Origin of the sequence: Dactylosporangium sp. CA-052675 (assembly GCF_050947935.1) — a bacterium.
Taxonomy (GTDB): domain Bacteria; phylum Actinomycetota; class Actinomycetes; order Mycobacteriales; family Micromonosporaceae; genus Dactylosporangium.
Genome location: NZ_CP192010.1, coordinates 3,507,903 through 3,529,080 on the forward strand (window position 1 = coordinate 3,507,903; position 21,178 = coordinate 3,529,080).

General features: G+C 69.3%; 18 protein-coding genes and 1 pseudogene. 11 read left to right on the forward strand and 8 right to left on the reverse strand.

What is annotated here, in order from left to right:
* Positions 1–399 precede the first annotated feature (399 nt).
* Positions 400–1,191 (reverse strand): SAM-dependent methyltransferase, encoded by a 792-nt coding sequence (locus ACQP1P_RS15985; RefSeq protein ID WP_433087453.1) that lies wholly within the window; start codon positions 1,189–1,191, stop codon positions 400–402.
* Positions 1,192–1,679: 488 nt separating this feature from the next.
* On the opposite strand from ACQP1P_RS15985, the gene ACQP1P_RS15990 reads away from it, so the two are divergent.
* Together ACQP1P_RS15990 and ACQP1P_RS15995 are read left to right on the forward strand one after the other, a co-directional pair.
* Positions 1,680–2,060, forward strand: a complete 381-nt coding sequence (locus ACQP1P_RS15990) for a hypothetical protein (protein WP_433087454.1) — start codon at positions 1,680–1,682, stop codon at positions 2,058–2,060.
* A 1,103-nt stretch (positions 2,061–3,163) separates the two neighbouring features.
* A complete protein-coding gene (locus ACQP1P_RS15995) occupies positions 3,164–4,906 on the forward strand; it encodes an RICIN domain-containing protein (RefSeq protein ID WP_433087455.1) in 1,743 nt (580 codons plus the stop codon).
* Positions 4,907–5,081: 175 nt separating this feature from the next.
* Here ACQP1P_RS15995 and ACQP1P_RS16000 read toward each other — a convergent pair whose 3' ends face one another.
* Positions 5,082–6,101, reverse strand: a complete 1,020-nt coding sequence (locus ACQP1P_RS16000) for a LacI family DNA-binding transcriptional regulator (protein WP_433087456.1) — start codon at positions 6,099–6,101, stop codon at positions 5,082–5,084.
* Between the two features lie 387 nt (positions 6,102–6,488).
* Between ACQP1P_RS16000 and ACQP1P_RS16005 the strand changes: the two genes are divergently transcribed.
* The 5 genes and pseudogenes from ACQP1P_RS16005 to ACQP1P_RS16025 all read left to right on the forward strand — a co-directional run.
* Positions 6,489–7,739 carry a sugar ABC transporter substrate-binding protein gene (locus tag ACQP1P_RS16005; RefSeq protein ID WP_433087457.1) on the forward strand — a complete coding sequence of 417 codons (1,251 nt, stop codon included), beginning with the start codon at positions 6,489–6,491 and terminating at the stop codon, positions 7,737–7,739.
* 85 nt (positions 7,740–7,824) lie between these two features.
* Positions 7,825–8,715 (forward strand): carbohydrate ABC transporter permease, encoded by an 891-nt coding sequence (locus ACQP1P_RS16010; RefSeq protein ID WP_433087458.1) that lies wholly within the window; start codon positions 7,825–7,827, stop codon positions 8,713–8,715.
* On the forward strand, positions 8,712–9,530 hold the full coding sequence (locus ACQP1P_RS16015) for a carbohydrate ABC transporter permease (RefSeq protein ID WP_433087459.1): 819 nt from the start codon (positions 8,712–8,714) through the stop codon (positions 9,528–9,530). Before ACQP1P_RS16010 ends, ACQP1P_RS16015 begins: the two co-directional genes overlap by 4 nt.
* 24 nt (positions 9,531–9,554) lie before the next feature.
* Positions 9,555–11,273 (forward strand): MGH1-like glycoside hydrolase domain-containing protein, encoded by a 1,719-nt coding sequence (locus ACQP1P_RS16020; RefSeq protein ID WP_433087460.1) that lies wholly within the window; start codon positions 9,555–9,557, stop codon positions 11,271–11,273.
* 166 nt (positions 11,274–11,439) lie between these two features.
* A pseudogene (locus ACQP1P_RS16025) lies at positions 11,440–11,574 on the forward strand (transposase); the annotation flags it as partial.
* A gap of 258 nt (positions 11,575–11,832) precedes the next feature.
* Here the strand turns inward: ACQP1P_RS16025 and ACQP1P_RS16030 are convergent.
* Together ACQP1P_RS16030 and ACQP1P_RS16035 are read right to left on the reverse strand one after the other, a co-directional pair.
* Positions 11,833–12,534 carry a WD40 repeat domain-containing protein gene (locus tag ACQP1P_RS16030; RefSeq protein WP_433087461.1) on the reverse strand — a complete coding sequence of 234 codons (702 nt, stop codon included), beginning with the start codon at positions 12,532–12,534 and terminating at the stop codon, positions 11,833–11,835.
* Between the two features lie 471 nt (positions 12,535–13,005).
* Positions 13,006–13,572, reverse strand: coding sequence for a hypothetical protein (locus ACQP1P_RS16035; RefSeq protein ID WP_433087462.1), 567 nt, complete (start codon positions 13,570–13,572; stop codon positions 13,006–13,008).
* Between the two features lie 574 nt (positions 13,573–14,146).
* Here ACQP1P_RS16035 and ACQP1P_RS16040 point away from each other — a divergent pair.
* Complete coding sequence (locus ACQP1P_RS16040; protein WP_433087463.1) at positions 14,147–14,326, forward strand: hypothetical protein; 180 nt, start codon at positions 14,147–14,149, stop codon at positions 14,324–14,326.
* Positions 14,327–14,579: 253 nt separating this feature from the next.
* Here the strand turns inward: ACQP1P_RS16040 and ACQP1P_RS16045 are convergent, their stop codons facing one another.
* A complete protein-coding gene (locus ACQP1P_RS16045) occupies positions 14,580–15,482 on the reverse strand; it encodes an alpha/beta hydrolase (protein ID WP_433087464.1) in 903 nt (300 codons plus the stop codon).
* On the opposite strand from ACQP1P_RS16045, the gene ACQP1P_RS16050 reads away from it, so the two are divergent.
* Positions 15,457–16,014, forward strand: a complete 558-nt coding sequence (locus ACQP1P_RS16050) for a MarR family winged helix-turn-helix transcriptional regulator (protein WP_433087465.1) — start codon at positions 15,457–15,459, stop codon at positions 16,012–16,014. The genes ACQP1P_RS16045 and ACQP1P_RS16050 overlap by 26 nt on opposite strands.
* 22 nt (positions 16,015–16,036) lie before the next feature.
* Here ACQP1P_RS16050 and ACQP1P_RS16055 read toward each other — a convergent pair whose 3' ends face one another.
* On the reverse strand, positions 16,037–16,201 hold the full coding sequence (locus ACQP1P_RS16055; RefSeq protein ID WP_433087466.1) for a hypothetical protein: 165 nt from the start codon (positions 16,199–16,201) through the stop codon (positions 16,037–16,039).
* 205 nt (positions 16,202–16,406) lie between these two features.
* Positions 16,407–17,297 carry an alpha/beta fold hydrolase gene (locus tag ACQP1P_RS16060; RefSeq protein ID WP_433087467.1) on the reverse strand — a complete coding sequence of 297 codons (891 nt, stop codon included), beginning with the start codon at positions 17,295–17,297 and terminating at the stop codon, positions 16,407–16,409.
* 39 nt (positions 17,298–17,336) lie between these two features.
* Here ACQP1P_RS16060 and ACQP1P_RS16065 point away from each other — a divergent pair, with 39 nt between their 5' ends.
* Complete coding sequence (locus tag ACQP1P_RS16065; RefSeq protein WP_433087468.1) at positions 17,337–17,849, forward strand: MarR family winged helix-turn-helix transcriptional regulator; 513 nt, start codon at positions 17,337–17,339, stop codon at positions 17,847–17,849.
* A gap of 370 nt (positions 17,850–18,219) precedes the next feature.
* On the opposite strand, the gene ACQP1P_RS16070 is transcribed toward ACQP1P_RS16065, so the two are convergent.
* Positions 18,220–19,314: a LacI family DNA-binding transcriptional regulator gene (locus ACQP1P_RS16070; RefSeq protein WP_433087469.1), complete on the reverse strand. Its 1,095-nt coding sequence runs from the start codon at positions 19,312–19,314 to the stop codon at positions 18,220–18,222.
* A gap of 554 nt (positions 19,315–19,868) precedes the next feature.
* Here ACQP1P_RS16070 and ACQP1P_RS16075 point away from each other — a divergent pair.
* Positions 19,869–21,176 carry an ABC transporter substrate-binding protein gene (locus ACQP1P_RS16075; RefSeq protein WP_433087470.1) on the forward strand — a complete coding sequence of 436 codons (1,308 nt, stop codon included), beginning with the start codon at positions 19,869–19,871 and terminating at the stop codon, positions 21,174–21,176.
* The last annotated feature ends 2 nt before the right edge of the window (positions 21,177–21,178 follow it).

Sequence of the window (21,178 nt, forward strand, 5' to 3'; positions counted from 1 at the left end):
GACTGGGTCCTGCTCGGCCCGCGAGGCCGGCTCGCCAAGCGTTTCGGCCGCTCCTGGCGCTTTTCCTGGTTCGGGTGCTTCTCGTGGTTCTGGAAGCATGCGTTTGTACCCGTCCATGCGCGCAGCGCGTGCCACTCACGCGCCGCCCCCAGTTCTGCCGAACCGGCAGACCAAACTTGCACCCGCCCGCTGCCGCGTACGGCAAGCCGCGAGTAGGCGAATGAAGTATGCCGCGATCCGAACTCTTCCGGGTTTCCTCATTGCGCGATCACTCTTCCGGGTACGCCGATTCGGCCAGCCACGGATAGACTTCCGGCCGCTTCACGTGCTATGGACGATTGCGCAAGTGAGAAGCTCTGGCATCTCTGGTGCCAAGTGCGCGGCCGCTCGGTCCGGGCCCTACTTGCGAGCAACCGCACCGACGGCGGCGACGGACCGGCGGTGCGGGTCACTGTAATCCGGGTGCCAGGAATTAATTGGTACGATTCCTGGCGGTATCACGCTCCAGCCGTCCAGCCAGGTGGCGATTTGTTCCACCGGTCGGGCACGAAACGCGGTCGGGGTCCGGCGATACATTTTACTCACCGCCGTCTGACCGCCTGGATCGTCAACGGCCGGGGTGCCGTGGGAGATTGCCAGGAAGCTGCCCGCAACGAGTGCATCGGAAATATGGCGAATGATCCGCGGCGGAGCGCCGTCGTCCTCGATAAAATGCAGGACCGCGATCATCAATACCGCAGTCGGCTCGGCGAAGTCCAAGATCCGAAGTACTTCCGGGTGGCTGACGATGGATTCGGGGTCGCGGAGATCAGCCCGCACCGCAACCGCACGCGAATCATCGGCAAGAATGCGCCTGCCGTGCGCTACCGCAATCGGGTCGATGTCAACATAGGCAACTCTCGACGACGGCGCCACCTCGTGCGCAACCTCATGCACGTTGCCGAGCGTTGGGATGCCCGACCCGAGATCCAGGAACTGCCGCACGCCGGCGTCGGCCAGGCGTCGCACCACGCGCCCGAGGTACTCCCGGTTTGCATACGCGAGTTCGATCACCTCGGGCCATGCTTGGTTAGCCTCCTCGACAAACTTCCGGTCGGCTTCGAAGTTGTGAAAGCCGCCGAGCGCGTAGTCATACGCCCGTGCCGCATTGGGTATCGTGACGTCCACATCATCTGAGAACCATTCCGGCACCCGCCGACCGCCTTTCCCTGATCTTGAATCCGGGTAAACCGGGCCGTAAGGCCGCAGGGAGTTTCCCGGTATGGACCCATGCATCGCGAGGATGGAATTCGATCCCATCGCCCGCTATCTGGACCCCAGAAGAACGCTATGACTACTCACCAGTTCGATCCGGAGCTGCAGCCTTCCGGCGCCATGCCGATAGGCACTTTCGTGAAGGGAGAGCATGTGCGGTTGTTCGGTATTCTGGCCTCCGGCCCGACCCGATCGACGAACAGGGCTGATGTGTTGATCCCGAACTACCTTCAGTTCGGGTGGTGGCGGGATGCTGATGCGGGCTTCGTAGATGGTAGGGCGTTGGTGGCCGAGGCTGGAGCGTCGGCGGCGGGTGTTGGACCAGCCTAATGGCAACAGAGGACGCCGTACCAGCCGTCGGCTGTCGAGCCCGGGATTTGTGTTCCCCCTGGGTTGGCGGAGCTTCTCAAGCGTCGACCGGCGAGATGGCCGAGGAGAACCGCCGGTTGCGGGAAGAGGTCGCCGAGCTGCCCCGGGTCAATGAGATCCTGCGTGCGGCGCCCTCGTATTTCGCCTCCCGTGACCGCTTCGCGGTCGCGCTCCTGCTGCGGGCTCTCAACATCGCCGAGTCGAGCGCCGCGGCCGCTTGCACGTGGGCCGCAAACGCGTCGGACGGCTCATGGCGCAGCAGGGCTGGCACGGGGCGTTCCTCCGCCGCGGCTGGCGCGGCGGCTCCACGAAGCAGGATCCGCTGCGGTGAGGGCGTGTTCTGGCGGGCCGCCGTCCGCGACGTTTGGCTCTCAGAGTCGAACCGATTCGCGCCACCATGGAGACCACTGGCCTATGACGGCAGCGAGGGTTTCTGAGCGGCGTGGCGTCAGTACCAGTGTCAGTGTCAGCGATGAGAGTTTCATTGAGCGGGTTGCCTACCCTGCCCGCCATGGGGGAGAGCCGGCGCTGGTGTCGGGGGAGGTCCGGCGCTGGCGGCGGGCGGCTCGAGCGAGCGTCTCGGCGACAGGTCGTTCATGGTCGAGGCACCCGTTGACATCGGTAACAGTATCTATCTACGGTGTTGACGAATCGGTTCGATACCGCCAAGTTCCTCTCGTCTAGGGGGCGCACCACGTTGTTGACTGCACCTCCCGGTCATGCTGCTGCGGCAAGGTTGCGCGGTCTCGCGATCGTGCGGCGTGGGTTTCGTTCGGGCCGGAGTGGACCGGCGGCTCGCGCTGCGCCATCCGGGGTGATGACGATGCGCGGGACGACCGGCCGGTCGCTTGGTGTGCCGAAGACGGCGCGCTCTCCACCGTGTCAACCGGTCTGTCGTGTCCACTGGTCTGCCGTGTCCACTGAGCTGGTCGCCGTCGCATGAGGCCTGGACCGGCTTCGCCGATACCGTCCGTCGACGTAGCCTGACCGGCATGGTCATGCCGTTGGCGACGATCCGCCGTCGGTGAGGCATGACTCGAACACCTGCGCCGGCATCATCCTGAGGTCACCGGCTGAGGCCGCCGGCGGCACCGCAATCAACGAGGCGGCACCGCCGGGGATGCAAGGCGGCAGGGAGCGGGGCAACATTCCAGTCCCCTCGAGCTGACCATTGTCGGCGTCGCCGTTCGCGGCTACCGCCCGCCGACATCCACACCTGGACACGGGCACGCCTGCCATCGCCCTGGTCCTCGAACGCGTGTGACCGCACCGGCCGGCGCGCCCCGCACCCGCTGTTCACCCCAATCTCCCTCCCCGCGCGCGCCAGCGCGCCAGCGCCGCACCGGCGCTGGCGCATTGACCCCATCCGCCCTTCCGGGACGAGCCGCCGGCTCGCCTCGCGATTCCTGCCGCGCTGGCCCGCGCAGATTGAGACCCACCTCGACACCCCGTTTCCATCATCGACTCGCACGAGGAGACATCGATGCAGCGCAAAAGAGCACGGAGCCGGCTTGCCGCAAGAGCCGCGATCGCGATCGGTATGATCTTGGCGGCTGCCGTTCCGCTGGTCGTGGAGGGCGAGAGCCAGGCGGCTACCGGTGAGGCGTTGAGCGTCGACCTGGCCTCCAGCCGTGGGACGTCCACGCTGGTTGGTGCCGGTGTCCTGTACGGGATCAACCAGGACGCCACACTGCCCGCGGATCAGTTCATCCAGCCGCTGAAGCTCAACGCCTTCCGGGGTGGCGGATGGTTCTCCGGTGGCTGGATCAAGGACAATTACCAGTACGGCTCCGCGACCCAGGCTGACATCACCTCGATCATCGCGCAGGCCCGGCGGTTGAACCAGGTCGGCGATCATCCGCAGTACCAGGTGCTGCTGAGCGACCTGTACGGGCTCAACGGCGGCCAGCCTTCGAACACCGTCTACCCGTGCGACAACGGCAACTGCTCCAACTGGGTGACGTTCATCGACAGCACCGTCGCCGCGCTGCAGGCCAGCGGTTTGTCGTTCGCGTACGACATCGACAACGAGCCGGACATCTCCGTCTTCTGGAAGGCCGGCGTCAACAGCGCCCAGTACTTCCAGATGTGGGACACCGCCTACCGGGAACTGCGCAGGGTGGCTCCGAGCGCGAAGATCGTCGGACCGTCGTTTGCGTACACGCCGCAGGCCCGGCCGTCGCAGTGGAGCACGTTCCTCAACCATGTCAAGGCGGCGGGGACCGTGCCGGACTGGATCACCAACCATGACGAGGGCGACGTCGACGACCCGGTGACGGTGGCGCAGGCCCTCAACAGCCAGCTGTCCTCCGCCGGCATCCCCGCCCGGCCGCTCTCGGCGAACGAGTATCAGCCCGCGGACCGCCAGACCGCCGGCGTCACCGCCTGGTACCTGGCCCGGTTCGCGCAGTCCGGCTACACCAACGCGATGCGGGGCAACTGGGTGTGCTGCATGACGCCCAACCTGACGGGCATCCTGACCCAGTCCAACGGGGCCTGGACCACCAGCGGCAACTGGTGGGCGATGCGGTCCTACGCCGACATGACCGGCACCCTCGTCAACACCTCCGGCCAGGTCGGCAGCACCGCGATCTCCGCGTCGATCGACAGCGGCAACCGCCGGGCGGTCGCGATCATCGGCGACAGCAACGGCTACACCGGCAGCGCGACGGTGACCTTCAACGGCGTCTCGGCCAACAGCTGGCTGGCCGGCAACGGCAGCGTCCACGTCGTGGTCAACCGCATCCCGGAGCAGGCATCGCTCAGCGCGCCCCAGGTGGTCCTCGACCAGACGCTGACCGTCTCCGGCGGCGCCGTCAACGTGCCCTTCACCTTCCAGGGCTCCCACGACGCGTTCGCCGTCTACGTGACGCCGGCCACCACCACCGGGGCGCAGGGCGTGGAGCTGGTCGGCGGCCAGTCCGGGCGATGCGTCGACGTGCCCAACGGCACGACCGCCAACGGCACGCAGACCCAGCTGTACGACTGCACGGGCGGGTCGTCACAGCGGTGGACCTACACGGCGGGCAAGCAGCTGCAGGTGTACGGCAACAAGTGCCTGGATGCCAGCGGCAAGGGCACGACCAACGGCACGGCGGCGATCATCTGGGACTGCAACGGGCAGACCAACCAGCAGTGGAACCTCAACGCCGACGGCACGATCACCGGCGTGCAGTCGGGCCTGTGCCTGGACGCCAGCGCCTTCGGTACCGCCAACGGCACCAAGATCCAGATCTGGCAGTGCCTCAACGGTGCCAACCAGAAATGGAGCACGCGCACCTGACGCCCAGCGTCGACTCGGGGTGTTGCCCGGCCGGCTCCGCGCGGGCAACACCCTGCCGGGCAACACCCTGCCGGGCAACACCCCGCCGGCCGACGGCCAGACCCCGAGTCGCCACGAGGAGGCCCATGAAGATGACCGGACGACGTCGCGGCTCGCTGGAGTTCGCCGCCGGCGGTCAGTTCCCTGCCCGGGGCGCCGGTCCGGTGGTGCCGCGCAGCGAGATCGGCGGAGCGTGCAGCAGGTGCCGTGGACTCGCCGTGGGCGTGTGCAGCTGTTCCAGCAGCAGCTCGACGGCCTGGGCGCCCATGTCGTGGGTCGGTACGTCGGCGGCGGTCAGCGGAGGCCGGAAGTCCTCGGCCCAGTGCCGGGCCGCCACGCCGGCGACCGAGAAGTCGCGGGGCACGTGCAGTCCGGCCCGCTCCAGGCCGCGTTGGATGCCGGGCAGCGCGGCCTCGTTGACAGTCACCAGCGCGGTGATCTCGGGGTGCCCGGCGCGCAGCCGCTCGATACACGCCTCACCGGCCGGGGCGTCGTCGCCGCAGCACACGTCCATGCCGGCGACGCCGCGTTCGGCGACGGCCTCGGTGAAGCCGGTGAGTGCGCGGTGGCCGGGGCCGTAGCCGGCGGCGACGAGCTCGGCGGAACGGTTGATGAGGGCGACGTGCCGGTGACCCAGGTCGGCGAGGTGATGCACGCACCGCGAGACGAGCACGGTGTAGTCGATGTCGACCGACCACATGTCCTCGCTGTCGCGCGTGCGGCCGATGGTCACGAACGGCAGGCCGCTGCGCTGCAGGCGTGAGACCCGGTCGTCCTCGAGCCGGATCTCCATCAGGATGACGCCGTCGACGCGGCGGCCGGTGACGATGCGCTCGAACGAGCGGTCGTGGTCACCCCCGGACGGTGACAGCAGCACGTCGAAGTCGGCGCCGGCGGCGGCCTCCACGACGCTGGCGACGAAGCCCAGCTGCATGTCCGTCAGCCGGCGGCTGGCCGGCGGGATGACGAGGCCGAGCGTGCGGGTCCGGCCTTCTTTGAGTGCGCGGGCGGCGGCGTTCGGTCGGTAGTCAAGCTCGTCGATGACCGCTTGGATGCGGCGGCGGGTCGCCTCGGAGACCGGGCGGTTGCCGGTGAGCGCATAGGACACGGTGCTGCGCGACACTCCGGCCCGGCGGGCGATCTCCCCGATGTTCATCGTGCTCCTCGCGACCCGCCCGCGTGTCCAGCGCCGGCGTGACGCTCACCGGAGCCCCGCCCGTTGCGTCATTGCCGGCTCGAACCGATTCATCACAACGTAGTCGACCTAGGGCGGTGCGTCAACGATGCGTCGAACGGGAGTGCGGTCGTCTCGCGCGCGTGCCGTTGCCGTCGGCTCCTTGTCTCCGCGCAACCGTGCGGTTCCGCCCTTGACCGACGGGCCGAAGCCTCCTATGTTGCGGGTCGAACCGATTCGTATCCTGTGGGAAATGTGGTGCCCTCGCCCGCGATGGCACCACGGCACCCGCTCCTGCGCCCAGTCCGGTACACCCCGAACGACCGCGACCGGCCGGCCACCCCCACCAACAGAAGGTTCATCATGTCCATGTCATCGCTCCGGCGCCGCCTCCTCGGCGCCATCCTGGTCCCACTCGCCGTCGTCGGCACCCAGACCGCCTGCTCCTCCGCGGACACCGGCGGAGGTGGCTCGTCCGCGGGGGGTACCTACACGATCTGGGATCCGTACCCGCAGTACGACGGCGGCTCCGAATGGGTGCAGCTGCTCAGCAAGTGCGGCACCGACGCCGGCGTGAGCGTCAAACGCGCCGGCTACGACACCAGCGACCTGACGAACAAGGCGCTGCTGGCGGCGCAGCAGGGCAACTCCCCGGACGTGATCATCGTCGACAACCCGGTCGTCTCCACGCTCGCCGAGGCCGGCGTGCTGACCACCACGCAGGAGAACAAGCTGGACACCGGCGCGATCTCGCCCAACTTGCTCGCGGCCGGTGTGATCGCGGGCAAGGCCTACGGGGTGCCGATCGGCGCGAACACCCTCGCCCTGTACTACAACAAGGCGGTGCTGCAGGCGGCCGGCGTGGACGTCGCCACCGTCAAGGACTGGGCGTCGCTGACCGCGGCGCTGGGCAAGGTGAAGGCCGCCGGGAAGAAGGGCATCACATTCTCCGCCATCGGCACGGAGGAGGGCAGCTTCCAGTTCCTGCCGTGGTACTGGGGCTCCGGGGCGGATCTGCGCAAGCTCGACTCGCCCGACGCGGTCTCCGCGCTGCAGCTGTGGACCGGCTGGCTCAAGCAGGGCTACGCGCCCAACTCCGTCATCAACAACACACAGACCACGAGCTGGCAGGAGTTCGCCACCGGCGAGTACGCGTTCGCGGAAAACGGCACCTGGCAGCTGGGCAATGCGAAGAAGGCCGGCTTCGAGTACGGCATCATCCCGGTGCCGGCCAAGGGCGGCGGCACCGCGCCGGCACCGACGGGCGGCGAGTTCGTCAGCATTCCCGTGCAGAAGGACACCGGTCGCTACGAGGTGAGCAAGAAGATCGTGCAGTGCCTGACCAGTACCGACAACTCCTACACCACGGTGAGCACGCTGAACTACGTGGCGCCCACCACCGCCGTGCAGGACAAGCAGGTGGCGGCCAACGCCGAGCTGAAGGTGTGGGTCGACGCGGTCAAGGCCGCCAAGGGACGCACCAGCGACGACCTCGGCACGAAGTACCCGAAGATCTCCCAGCCGTTGTGGACCGCGGTCCAGGCGGCGCTGAGCGGCTCCAAGTCCCCGGCCGACGCGCTCTCGTCCGCACAGACCGCGGCCGCCGCGGCGACCAGATAGGCCGCCCGCGTTGAACCACACATCGACCACGAGCGCGACCGTGGCCGTGCGGGCTTCGGGTGGGACGGCTCCGGCCGTCTCACCCGTGGATCGCCGGCGGCGCGGCGGCTGGGTGCGGTGGGCGTTTCTGGGACCGGTGGTGGTCTACCTCTCCACGTTCTACGCCTACCCGCTGTACCGCAACCTCGACCTGAGCGTCCGGCACTACACCGTGCGCTCGTTCGTGCAGGGCGACGCGCCGTTCAGCGGCCTGGACAACTACCGGGCGGTGTTCGACGATCCGGCCTTCGCTCCGGCGCTGATCCACACGATCGTGTTCACCCTCGCCTCGCTGGTGTTCCAGTTCGCCGCCGGGCTGGCCCTGGCGGTGTTCTTCAACCGTCACTTCCGGCTCTCGGCGACGCTGCGGGCGCTGTTCCTGGTACCGTGGCTGCTGCCGCTGATCGTCTCGGCGTCGACGTGGTCCTGGATGCTCAACAGCGACTCCGGCATCATCAACGCCACGCTCTCGGCCCTCGGCTTCGGCCCGGTCAACTGGCTCACCTCGCCGGACTGGTCGCTCGTCTCCGTCATCATCGCCAACGTCTGGATCGGCATCCCGTTCAATCTCGTCGTGCTCTACAGCGGCCTGCAGGCCATCCCGGTCCAGCTGTACGAGGCCGCCGGTCTGGACGGGGCGAGCGGGTGGCAGCAGTTCCGGCGCATCACGTTCCCGCTGCTGCGCCCGGTCTCGGCGATCACGCTGCTGCTCGGCCTCGTCTACACGCTGAAGGTCTTCGACATCATCTGGATCATGACGAGGGGCGGGCCGGTGGACTCCTCGACCACCCTGGCCACCTGGTCCTACCGGCTGGGCTTCGGCAACCTGCTGCCGCAGTTCGGGCCGGGCGCGGCCGTGGGCAACCTGCTGATCGTCATGGCGCTGGCGTTCGGGCTGCTCTACATCCGGCTGCAGCGCCGGCAGGCCCGCCGATGAGACCCGCGAAGAACCGGTGGCTGACCCTGCTCGGGCTGCTGTTCACCGCGGTGATGCTGTTTCCGGTGTACTGGATGGTCAACGTCTCGCTGACCCGCGAGCAGGACATGCGCCGGCAGCCGCCGAACCTGTTCCCGGTCGATGCGACGTTCGACGGGTACCGCGCGGTACTGCACCAGCAGCTGCCCTACCTCGGCACCAGCCTCGCCATCGGCCTCGGCACGGTCGCGCTCACCGTCGCGCTCGCCGCCCCGGCCGGCTACGCACTGGCCAAACTGCGCCCGCGCGGCGCCGGCATCCTCGACTTCGTCCTCCTGGCCGCGCAGATGATCCCCGGCATCATCATGGCGATGGGCTTCTACGCCATCTACCTCAACCTCGGCCTGCTCAACGCCTGGCCGGGGCTGATCCTCGCCGATTCCACAATCGCCGTGCCGTTCGCGGTGCTGGTCTTCACGGCCTTCATGTCCGGCATCCCGGACGAGCTGCTGCAAGCCGCCCGCACCGACGGGGCCGGCCCGCTGCGCACGTTCTTGTCGATCGTGCTGCCGGTCAGCCGCAACGCCATCGTGACCGTCTCCCTGTTCGCATTCCTGTGGGCGTGGTCGGACTTCGTCTTCGCGAGCACCCTCGACGGCGGCGGTGCGGCGCGCCCGATCACGCTCGGCATCTACCAGTACATCGGCAACAACAACCAGCAATGGAACGCCATCATGGCCACCGCCGTGGTCGCCTCCATCCCGGCCGCCGTGCTGCTCGTCGTCGCGCAGCGCTACGTCGCCACCGGCGTCACCGCCGGCGCCGTCAAAGACTGAACACCGCAGAAAGTGAGTCGAACCATGAGCACCACCACCGGCCCGGCGTTCTCCGTGCGGGAGATTCCGTTCAGCTACGCCGGGTCCTGGTTCGGCATCTCGCCGGTCGTGGCTGAGAAGACCTACGCCGAGCACCTGCACCTGGTGTCGCACCAGACCGGACTGCACGCGGTACTGCGGCTGGTGCCGACGCGCTCCGGCGCCGAGGTGGAGGCGGCCGTCTCGGCGTCGCCGGCCCGTCTGGTCTGGTCCGGCGAGGACGGCCGGGTGGAGCTCGCGTACGAGACGGTCGATACAGTCCGGCTGCGCGGCCACGGGCTCGGCCTGGCGATCCACGCCGCGCACCGGGCGCTGACGCCGTTCAGCGGCACGTACTTCTACCGCGACCCGATCGACGGGGCCCACGTGTTCACCGACTACGGCACCGGCCGCCGATACCGCGTCACGGTCCTGGCCGGGACCGCCGACGCCACCGGCGCGCAGGCACTCGGCACCGGCGAACGCGGCCTGACCGTCGGCGGCGAGCCGTGGGAGGTCGCGATCGAGGAGTTCGACAGCGCCCGCCCGCCGTACCGCGCCACGTACACCTTCGACGAGGTCGTCAAGGCCGCCGAGGCCGAGTTCACCGCCTTCGTCGATGCCGTGGCGCCGTGGCGCGGCCCGCAGACCCCCGCCGCCGAGCTCGCCGCCTACGTGCTGTGGTCGGCCACCGTCCGCCCGGCCGGGTTCGTCACGCGACCCGCGGTGCTCATGTCCAAGCACTGGATGGACAAAGTCTGGAGCTGGGACCACTGCTTCAACGCCCTCGCCCTCGCGGCCGGCCGGCCCGAGCTCGCCTGGCATCAGTTCCGGATCGTCTTCGACCACCAGGACCAGGCCGGCGCCCTGCCCGACTCCATCACCCACTCCGAGGTCCTCTACAACTTCGTCAAGCCACCCATCCACGGCTGGGCCCTGCACCGGCTGCGCCGGCGACTCCCGGGCATCGACGCCGCCGAGCTGGAGGCGGCCTACGACGCGCTCGCCCGCTGGAGCACCTTCTGGCTCGACACCCGCCGGGGCCCGGGCGAGGAGCTGCCGCACTACCAGCACGGCAACGACAGCGGCTGGGACAACGCGACCACGTTCGACGCCGAGCGCGTGGTGCAGAGCGCCGACCTCGCCGCCTTCCTCGTCCTGCAGCTCCGCGAACTCGCCGGCCTCGCCGAGATCCTCGGCCGCGGTGCCGACGCCGCCCGCTGGACCGCGACGGCCGACCGGCTCCGCACGGCCATGCTCGAGCGCCTCTGGGACGGCGAACGGTTCGCCGCCCGAAGCCCCACGACCGGACTCACCAGGACCAGCGACAGCCTCCTCGACTGCATGGCCATCGTGCTCGGCGACGGCCTGCCGACCCAGATCCGCGCCGCGGTGGCCGCGCGGATCCGGACGCATCTCACCGCCTTCGGCCCCGCCACCGAGCTGCCCACATCCCCGCACTACGAGGCCGACGGATACTGGCGCGGCCCGATCTGGGCACCGTCCACCGTGCTCATCGAGGACGGCCTGCGCCGGGCCGGCCACGCCGAGCTCGCCGACGACATCAGCGCCCGCTTTCGCGCCCTCTGCGAGCAGTCCGGGTTCGCCGAAAACTTCGACGCCACGACCGGCGCCGGCCTGCGCGACCGCGCCTACACCTGGACGGCCGGCGCCTACCTGATCCTCGCCGCCGCCCACACCGAGCGCATCAGGCCCGCACCGTAACCGCGAGCACCCGCGCCACGGCCACGCGCCACCGGTGCGGGCATCAGCACCCGAATCGTGGCCGTCGGCGGATGCTTCCTGACCGCCGAAGTCAGCGCGGCGGGACTCCGAGGTGGACGGGGACTCGCCCGGCTGCACGGACTTGAGTTTGCCGGCCCTCGGGCCCGGCTATGACTGGGGCGACCCGGCCGGGAGGAACGGTGGCAACTCCCGCAACGGTGTGCGGGGCGAGACGGTCCTGACGGAGGTGGGTCCGGTGGAGGTCGCCGTGCCCCGGGACCGGGACGGCACGTCCGGGCCGCACGTTCGAAGGCCCTCAGCACACCATCGGACAGACGACCGCTCTCGGGCAGTAAGCGACCGGGTTGCGTCCAGCACAGCGGATGTACGGCAGCCCGCATCACCGACATGTCCGGGCGCTGATCGACGAGGCCGCAGAGCTCACCAGCTCGCCATCGTCGCAGACGGGCGAGCGGGCCAGCTCCGCAGCCTCACCGAACCGGAACCGGAACCGAGTCGATCACCGCGACGGCCGCCTGTTTCGAGGCTGGTGTGGTGCTCAGGAGGGGCGGGGGAACTGCCAGAGCCGGATGGTGCCGTCGGTGCTGGCGCTGGCGAGGGTCCGGCCGTCGGCGGCGAACGCGACGTCGTTGACGTAGTCGGTGTGACCGGGCAGGACGGTGATGAGTTTGCCGCCGGCCGACCACAGCTGGACGTCGTTGTGGTTGGCGCAGGCGAGGGCTGCGGTGCCGCCGTCCGGTGCGAGCGCTGCGGTGCTCACCGCGGAACTGCCGCACGTGAGCGTCGTGATGGGGGACCGGCTGGAGTAGTCCCAGATCTTGGCGGTGCCGTCCGCGCTGCGGGTGACCATCCGGTCGCCGGTCGCGTCGAGCAAAGCGACCGGCACCGCGACCAGCCCGGCACCGGTGCGCCTCAGCGCCGACCCGGCGCAGCACCGCGGCGATGAGCTCCACCACCGGGACCTCACGTTCGCCGAGCCACACCACCCCTCATCGATCCGGCGTTTCGGGTTCGCCTCGAACGAGGCCGGGCTCGCCGCCGCGGCCCGTTCAGCGTCGCCGCCGGTCAGCAGCACACTCGCCGTGTCGACGACCGGTCCGGTCGCGGCCGCCACCGCGGAAGACAACAGCGGTGACGACTCGAACAGCAGCGGACCGGCCAAACGCCCGGGTATCGACAGCACCGCGACAGTTGTCGATGTGCCGAAGTCGATGCCCAGCCGGTACACATTCGCTGTCACCCGGCCACCCCAAGACCGACCCACAACCCCTCGACGCCGCTGCTACCTGCGGTTCCCCTCGTAACGTGGAGGCCGGAACTTGAGGGATAGAGGCCGCGGCCGGGCAGTTGTCCGGGGACGAGCGGGCTGAAGCCGGCTCGGCGTTCCCGAACCGCTCAACGAACAAGTCATGGCTCACACGAGCAAGCTGGCCGCTGCCACGCCGAAGGACCTCGGTGACCTGCCAACCCGTCGCACTGCCACGATGAACGCCAGAGCCCCTACCGCCTACAAAAGCCAGGAGCGACGGTTGACTGTGCGCTGCCGGATGGGTCGACTCGGCAGCGCCGTCATTGCCAGAACAGGGCACCTCCGCGCCGCTTGGGCCCGTCACCGACGCACCCGACTTCAAAGTCGCCGCGCACCGTCGGCTTCCGCGCAGCGGATCATGGCGGCGGTCTGTCGTACTGCGCGCGTGCTGCGGCGGTCCGCTCAGGCGGGTGGGTCGTCTCGGTAGAGATGTGCTCGCACGGCTCGACCGCCCCAGCGGGTTGCCGTGAGTCCGGGCCGTGGACGGGTGGCTTCGGGCGTCCAGCTGGGTGCTCTGAAGTCCGGCGGGGCGTTGTCCCAGTCGGCGAACAGTGCGAACGGGTCCGGGATGCGATCGACCTCGTCGTCACAGGTCTCCCGGAGCACCTTGGCGGGATACAGACGCGTCTCTTGGGCGACATTGCAGTCGTCGGTCCGGGAAGCGACGAGCGTGCCGCACCGTTCGCAGGCCACGCAGGGGTCCCATCCGACCAGGGACCAGCAGCCGATGCTTGCCAGCTCGTGGACGAAGCGTGTACCGCGGACGTCGCCGGGCGACAGCACGAAGGTGCCAACGATGTGGTCGCGACCGTACGGGGCCTTGTCGATCGCGTAGGTGCCGGGGTCAAGCAGCGGAGGATTTACATGATGGTGATCCAGCAGCGACCGGTGCGGCCCCGCGGGAAGGTCGACCAGCCGGACGGGGACGCTCAGCGCGTTCCGGCACGCGGCGCACCGGAAACTCTCCACCGCGGCAGTGTGACACTCCGAACCACGCGAACGCATCCGAAAACGCGCACCCGCTGCGGCATAGCTGAGCAGCACGGCCTGCCCCACTACGCTGCGCCGGCGCTACTGGGGCGGGTTGTCCGCGAGGACGAGCCGTACCTTCCTGCCGACCTGCTGGCCCGGCACGGTCGGGTCGACGAGGCGGTCACCGTGCTGCGGACGGCGGCCGTCGCAAAGCCGACCGCCCGCTGCGCGTGCTGCTGATCGAGCATGACCGTCTGGACGAGGCACAGGCCGCTGTGGCCGAGGTCTGGCCGGACCCGGTCAAACTGCGCCTGGAATGGATCGAGGCGACTGCCGCGCACACTCACACCTGCTGTGACTGTCCACGCTCGTTGGCGGAAGGTGTCCATGACTCTTGGCGACGCTCGGCGCTGGTGGACGCCGACCGGCACCTTTCCGCCATATACCGATGCGCGACACGGTATCCCTGAGCAATACCGCCGTCATGGTGAGCACGGCTTGCTCAGGCGCGCGGGCCGGGATGGCGGCCACCATGGTTCCAACGCAACGACATCCATCACGGAGGTATCACATGACGCTCAGCCGCGCCGGCGCAGTCCTCGCCGGTCTTCTGCTCGCGGTCGTCGGCCTGGCCGGGCCCGCCCAGGCCGGCATCATCGTCCACGACGTCACCTTCCCGCCCGGCCCGACGGTGACCGGGGCCACCACCCACGACGCCCCGGCGCCGTCGATCATCGGCCCGGATATCTGACGAGCGTCCGGCCCGACGGCCCGGCCCCGGCCGATCGGTTCGCGACCGCAAAGGTGACGCCCGGCCGGCCGGCCGGGCGTCGTAGGCCGCGATCCGGTCGCGGACGGCGGGTGCGGCGGCCACGCCAGCAGCGCCGCTGGGTCGAGGCCAGCGGCGAGCATGTGGTGGTGCACCGGCCGGGAGAAGTCGTCGCCCTCGGTACGACGGTGCCGCCCGTGAAGGTCCGGGAGACGGTGTCCGGTGAGCCGGCACGTCAGTGGGCCGGCAGGTGCTGCGAGAGGAACAGGGCGGCCCGGTCCAGGGCGAGGCCGGCCTCGTCGAGCCGGCCGATGAAGGACTGGAAGACGTGCGGGACACCGGCGGTGATGTCGAGGATGACGTCGACCTCCGCGTCGCGGGCGCGCTGGGCGAGCCGGACCGCGTCGTCGAGCAGCAGCTCGTTCGTGCCGGCCTGCAGCAGGATCGGCGGGAAGCCGGTCAGGTCGGCGAGCACGGCGGGGGCGGCCAGCGGCTGGTTCGGGTCCTGCCCGCCGAGGTACATCTCGCCGGTGTGGGCCATGCCTTCGGTGGTGAAGAACGGGTCGATGCCCTGCTTGGTGTGCATCGATGCGCCTGTGCGGGTGTGGTCGAGGCCCGGTGAGAACGCGACGAGCGCTGCCGGTAGCGGCAGGCCGGCGTCGCGGGCCGCGAGAGTGGTGGTGATCGTGAGGCCGCCGCCGGCCGAGTCGCCGGCGAACGCGATCCCGGCCGGGTCGGCACCCTCCTCGAGCAGGGCCCGGTACGCCGCGAGGCAGTCCAGGATGCCCGCCGGGAACGGGTGTTCGGGGGCGAGCCGGTAGTCGATCGAGAGCGCCCGCACTCCGGTCCGGGTGACCAGGCTCGCGGTGAGCCCCATCGCGGTCCAGGGCGAGCCGAGCGCGAACGAGCCGCCGTGGAAGTAGAGGATGGTGCCCGGCCGGGTCGCGCCCGCCTCGGGCTCGACCAGCACCGCCGGGCGGCTGGCGAGCGTCAGGTCGGTCGTGTTGACCGGCGGGACGGGAAACGTCGCCATGAGGGCGGCGAAGTTCTCGCGCATCGTCTCGACCGGGACGGGCGTGAACCCCTGGGGCGCGCGGCGCAGCATCGCATCGATGTCCGTCCGCTGTTGCCTGCTCATGCTCAGCGCCTTTCATGGCAGTAATCTGTATGCCGTGGAAGCTAATGTACATGCCGCGGCATCCTTCTCCGGTGCGGAGCCGGTCACACTCGCGGCGGTCTTCAGCGACCTCGTCCGCTGCGAGACGCGGCTCTACAACGCCCTGAACGAGGTGCTGCGCCGGGAACACGGCATCGTCGCGTCGCAGTTCGAGTTCCTGAGCTACCTGCGAGACCATCCTGGCGCGCGGGTCGCCGACCTCGCGCAGTTTCACGCCGTCGGCGTTGGCGCCACCAGCAAAGGCATCGGCCGGCTCGAGGAGCGGGGTTGGGTGCGGCGCGTACCCAACCCCGCCGACGGGCGCTCGCTGCTGCTCGAACTGACACGCTCGGGCGCCGAGCTCACGAACGCCGCCGAGGACACCTTCCAGCACTACCTGGCCACCCGGATCGGCGCGACGATGGCGCCGCAACAGCTCCAGGCGGTCGGCCGGGCACTCGGCCGGCTGCGCGCCGCCCTCGAACAGGACGGGGTCGGCATCCCGGTTGGATGACCGGCCACCGATGCTCGACTCGTCAGATCTCCGGGCCGACGGCCTGCGTCGTCGGCGGCACGTCCGCGGCCGCGTGGATGATGACGGCCGTCACCGTCGGGCCGGGCGGGAAGGCGTCGTGGGTGATGACGCCGGCCTGGGCCGGCGTGGCCAGGCCGGCGACGGCGAGCACGAGGTCTGTAGTCACCCCATGGTTGTGGCGACCCCGGCTCGCGCGCCTGAGCACGCCGTGCTCATTCGCGGCGGCGGCGTTGCTCAGGCGAGGGCGGGCGGTGCGCGCGCCGGGCGACGCATCGGGGTCGGACTCGTGCTGCTGACCGGCATGCCCGGGGCGGCGTGTGCCGCGCCCGGAACGGGGGCGCGGGCGCCGTCCCCGACGCCGAGCGACCGGATCACCGGTTGCCGTCGACGTCTCCGACGAACTCGAGGACTGCCGTCGCCAGAGCCTCCGGAGCCTCGAGCGCTACGTAGTGCCCAACGCCCTCGAGCAGCACGCTTCTGGCCGGCTTGGTCGAGACCTGGTTGAGGGTGATTTCGGTGAACGGTCCGCCGAAGCCGCCAATCGCCAGGGTTGGGACCCTCAGCGGTGCCGAGGCGGCGAGGGCCTGCAGCTGTTCTCCCTCGGCGAGCATCGAGGTGTACAGCCCGATCGCCCCGCGCCATCCGCCGGGGCGGGCGTAGACCCGGACGAACTCGGCCACGTCCTCCTTGGTGATGGAGCCCGGCACGGCCGTCATCGCGGGGAACGCCCACCCGCCCAGGAACTCCCGCTCCCGGCCGACCAGCAGCATCTCGGGGATGCCCGATGCGGCCAGGACGCCGATGTGCCATGAGCCGCCGTGCGTGACGTCCGCGAAGCCCTCGAGACCGAACCCGGCGAGGCCCATCTCGATCGCGGTGAGGCTCGCGATGTCCTCGGGGTGCGTCGCGGCGAGGCGGAACACCGTCGCGCCGCTGACGTCCTGCCCGGTCAGGTGGACCGGTCCCACACCGAGGTGGGCGATCAACCGGTGCAGGTCCTCCGCCGCGGTGGCGCTGCTGTAGTCGCCGTCGGCGGGCGAGGAGTCGCCGAAGCCGCGCAGGTCGACCGCGAACACGCGGTGAGTCTTGGCGAGCAGCGGGATGACCTTGTGGAACGCCCACCAGCTCTCCGGGAATCCGTGCACCAGCAGGATCGGGGATCCGGCGTCGCCGGCGGACACGTAGTGCAGTTCGGTGCCGTTGACGGCGGCCGCGTGATGCGTGACTCCGGCGATCACGGGAGTCGGATGTGTGGTGCTCACGGTGCAATCTCCTCAAGCATTAGACAACCAAGTTGTCCAATGACCATAGACAACGTGGTTGTCTTTGTCTACACCTCCGCCTACGCTGATCCCGTGATCAGACCTGGCCCGAACCTCGCACTGCTGTTGTTGGGCAGCTACCGCAAGCTCGTCGACGCCGCCGTGCTCGAGCTCGAAGCGCGCGGATACCAGGACGTCCGCCCCTCGCTGCACTATGCGATGAGCGCGATTGATCTCGGGGCTGAGACCGCGTCCGAGCTGGGCCGGGCGCTCTCGGTCACCAAACAGGCGGCGGCGAAGACGATCGCGCTTCTCGTGGAACGCGGCTGGGTCGCCGTCGAGGAGGACTCCGTCGATAGGCGACGCAAGCGGATACTGGTGACAGACCTCGGACACCAGGTCATGCGCGCAGGCGAATCAGTCTTCGACGACCTGCGCCGGGCATGGGCCGACCAGCTCGGCCACGACGAACTCGCGCGCCTCGAAGAACAGCTCACAACCTTTGTCGGCGACGACACCATCCGGCTGGAGTCCCCAGGCTGGATCGCTTAGCACTCCAGCTGCACTCCCAGCAGATCGAGTCTTCGCCGATGGCTGCCGCGGTCGGCGGCCCGGCTGCCGTCGGCGAGCGCCGAGGCCACCCCAAGGTCCTACACTGAGGGCACCAACGCGTGCGCCCTTCGGTTCGTCCCCTACAAGGGCGTCTGAATTCCTGAACCCTCGGGGAATGAGGGTGAGCCACGCGACCGGGGTGCCGTCGCTCGAAACGACGTACCAGACGGTGTCCGCGGTCGCGGGTTCGGTGTGGCGGCGGCGGACGCTGGCGCGCAGGTGCCGGGCGGCGTCCGGCGCGAGGGTCCCGGCCGGGATCGCGGAGCGGCGACGGTGGCCTCGCCAGCGGACCATCCGGAGAGACCTCGCGCTACGTCCCGCTGGTAGCGTCCTCCGCCAACACCGATGGACTCACGGCCGAGGTGAGCGCCGGCTCCGGGTCCAGGAATCCGGTGGACTCGCGGGCCGCGACTCTGAAGTCGGCCAGGACCTGCCGAGGCGGCGACGGGTCGCCCTTCTCGTTGATCCGCTGGATCAGCAGGTCGACGGCGACCTCGGCGATCTGGTCCCGGCCGGGATCGACGCTTGACATCGACGGGACCGAGAAGCGCGCCTCGTCGATGTTGTCGAGCCCGATCACTGCGACCTGTTCCGGGACGCGAATTCCGGCCTGTCCCAGCGTGCGGAGCGCGCCGAGCCCGAGCGTGTCGTTGAACGTGAACACGGCGTCGAACTCGACGCCGTCGGCGAGCAGATCGCGCATCGCGGCGGCGCCGTTCTCGCGATGCCACGGCGCGGCGACCCGCACGAGCGCCGGGTCGTAAGGGATGCCGGCCGCAGCCAGCGCCTCCCGGTATCCGCGCACGCGAAGGTTCGCGGACCGGATGTCGTCCTGATGCGTCGGGTGTGCGCCGATCACCGCGATGCGCCGGCGGCCGATCTGGAGCAGGTGCTCGGTCGCCGCGCGGGCCGCGCCGACGTTGTTCATCGTGACGTGGTCGGTCGGGCCGCCGAAGATGCGCTCGCCGAGCAGCACCAGCGGGAACGGCACCTGCAGCAGCGCCATGTCCTCCTGACCGAGCTGCTCCGGGCTGAACAGGAGCCCATCGGTCAACCGCCATCGATGTCCGGACAGCACCGCGATCTCGCCTTCGCGAGTGGAGCCCGTCTGGTCCACGAGCACCGCGATGTTCTGCCGCTCGGCCGCGCGGATGACGGCGTCGGCGAGCTCGGCGAAGTAGTTCTGACGCAGCTCCGGGATCGCGAGCCCGATGACCCCGGTCTTGCCCGAGCGCAGTCCGCGCGCCGTGAGATTGGGGCGGTAGTCCAGCTCGGCGATCGCCAAGCGCACCCGGTCGCGCGTGGCGGGGCGCACGTAGGGATAGTCGTTGATGACGTTCGAAACCGTCTTGACCGATACTCCGGCCACGCGCGCAACGTCATGCATAGTGGCGGCGATCGCCATCTCCCTTCATCGCGCGGCGTCCGCAGAAAAAATGGTCTTGTACTGAGTGTAGTGGTTTGGCCCGGCGGTCCGGTGACCGAGAAGCGGGTCGAGCTTCCCCCCACGTCGATGCCTCCGGGGGCTGGCCGCCGTTGCCTCATGTGCAACGGCCACCCTGCACGCCGCTGAGGCTCGGTGGTGACGCCCGTGGGACGAATGGTACGCGGTGCGGAGGTTTGGGACGATCCGGAACCTGCGGCGCGCCGACCGGCGTCCTCGACGACCCGGCTGATGACCCGGCACGGCCGGACCTCTGATGGTCAACTCGCAGTCTTGACAGCGCTGATGCTCTCCGCGATAGTCGGTCCTACAACGTTAGAAATACAACGTGAGAAAGCGTCCAGGACGCGGAGCGGGTCAGCGAATTCCCAGGTCGCGGTCGCCCCGTCCCCCGGATGCGCCTGCGCTGATGACACCCCACATCCGCGATGACACCCCGCATCTGAGATGACACCCCGCATCTGAAAGGAATGACAGTGAAGGCGAAGCAAGGCCTCGCTGCGTCGCTGGCCCTCTTGCTGACAGGCGTACTCGCCGCATGCTCGGGCGGAGATGACGGCGGTACTAAGCAAGCGACGAACTGCACCAACAGCATCCCGAAGGCCAACCTGCCTGTTGTCACGCTCTGGGCCTGGTACCCGAACACGCAGCTGGTGGTCGACAACTTCAACAAGCAGCACGACGACGTCCAGGTCTGCTGGACGAACGCCGGTGCCGGTGGCGACGAGTACGACAAGTTCCAGACGGCGGTCACGGCCGGCAAGGGCGCCCCCGACGTGGTCATGCTCGAGGCGGACCGCATTCCGACCTACCAGGTGCAGAAGGCCCTCGTGGACCTCAGCAGCCTCGGGTACAACGACGTCAAAGCGAACTTCAGCGCGGGCGCTTGGAAGGACGTCTCGGTCGGCGGCGGCGTCTATGGCGCGCCGATCGACGGTGGGCCGATGGGCATGATCTACCGCAAGGACATCTTCGACAAATACGGCATCAAGCCGCCGACCACCTGGGCCGAGTACGAGGCCGCCGCGCAGAAGGTGAAGGACGCCGGCGGCCCGCTCTTCGGTGACTTCCCGGCGAACCAGCCGGCCTACGTCACGGCGCTGCTGTACCAGAACGGCGCGAAGCCCTTCACGTACGACCCCGCCAACAAGGGCGAGATCGGCATCAAGCTGAACGACGACGCCAGCAAGAAGGTGCTCGACTACTGGGCCGGGCTGGTCAAGAAGGGCCTGGTCGGCACGCAGGACCAGTTCACTCCCGACTACATCTCGGGCGTGATCGGCGGCAAGTACGCCACCTACCTCTCCGCCGCTTGGGCGCCCGGCTACCTGCAGGGTGCGGGCGTGGGCAAGGGTGCCGACGCGGAGGTGTGGGCGACGGCCCCGCTGCCGCAGTGGGACCCGGCCAACCCCGTCTCGGTGAACTGGGGCGGCTCCGCGTTCTCGGTGACCACCCAGGCGAAGGACAAGGCGCTCGCGGCCAAGGTCGCGTTCGGGGTCTACGCCGACGACGCGTCGCTGCGGGACGGCTGGGAGAAGCAGATCATCTTCCCGCTCAACGTCAGCGTGCTGAAGAACCAGGAGTTCGTCGACGCCAAGATCGCGTTCTTCGGTGGCCAGCAGGCCAACAAGGAGGTGTACGTCCCGGCCGCCAATGCCTACCAGGGCATGACGTACACGCCGATCGGACAGTACTTCTACTCGGCCTTCACGAAGCAGATCGCCGCGATCAACAACGGGTCCAAGACCGGGTCCGCGGCCGCGGACGCGCTGCAACAGGATGTCGCGGGGTACGCGAAAGAACAATCGTTCACTGTCAAGTGACC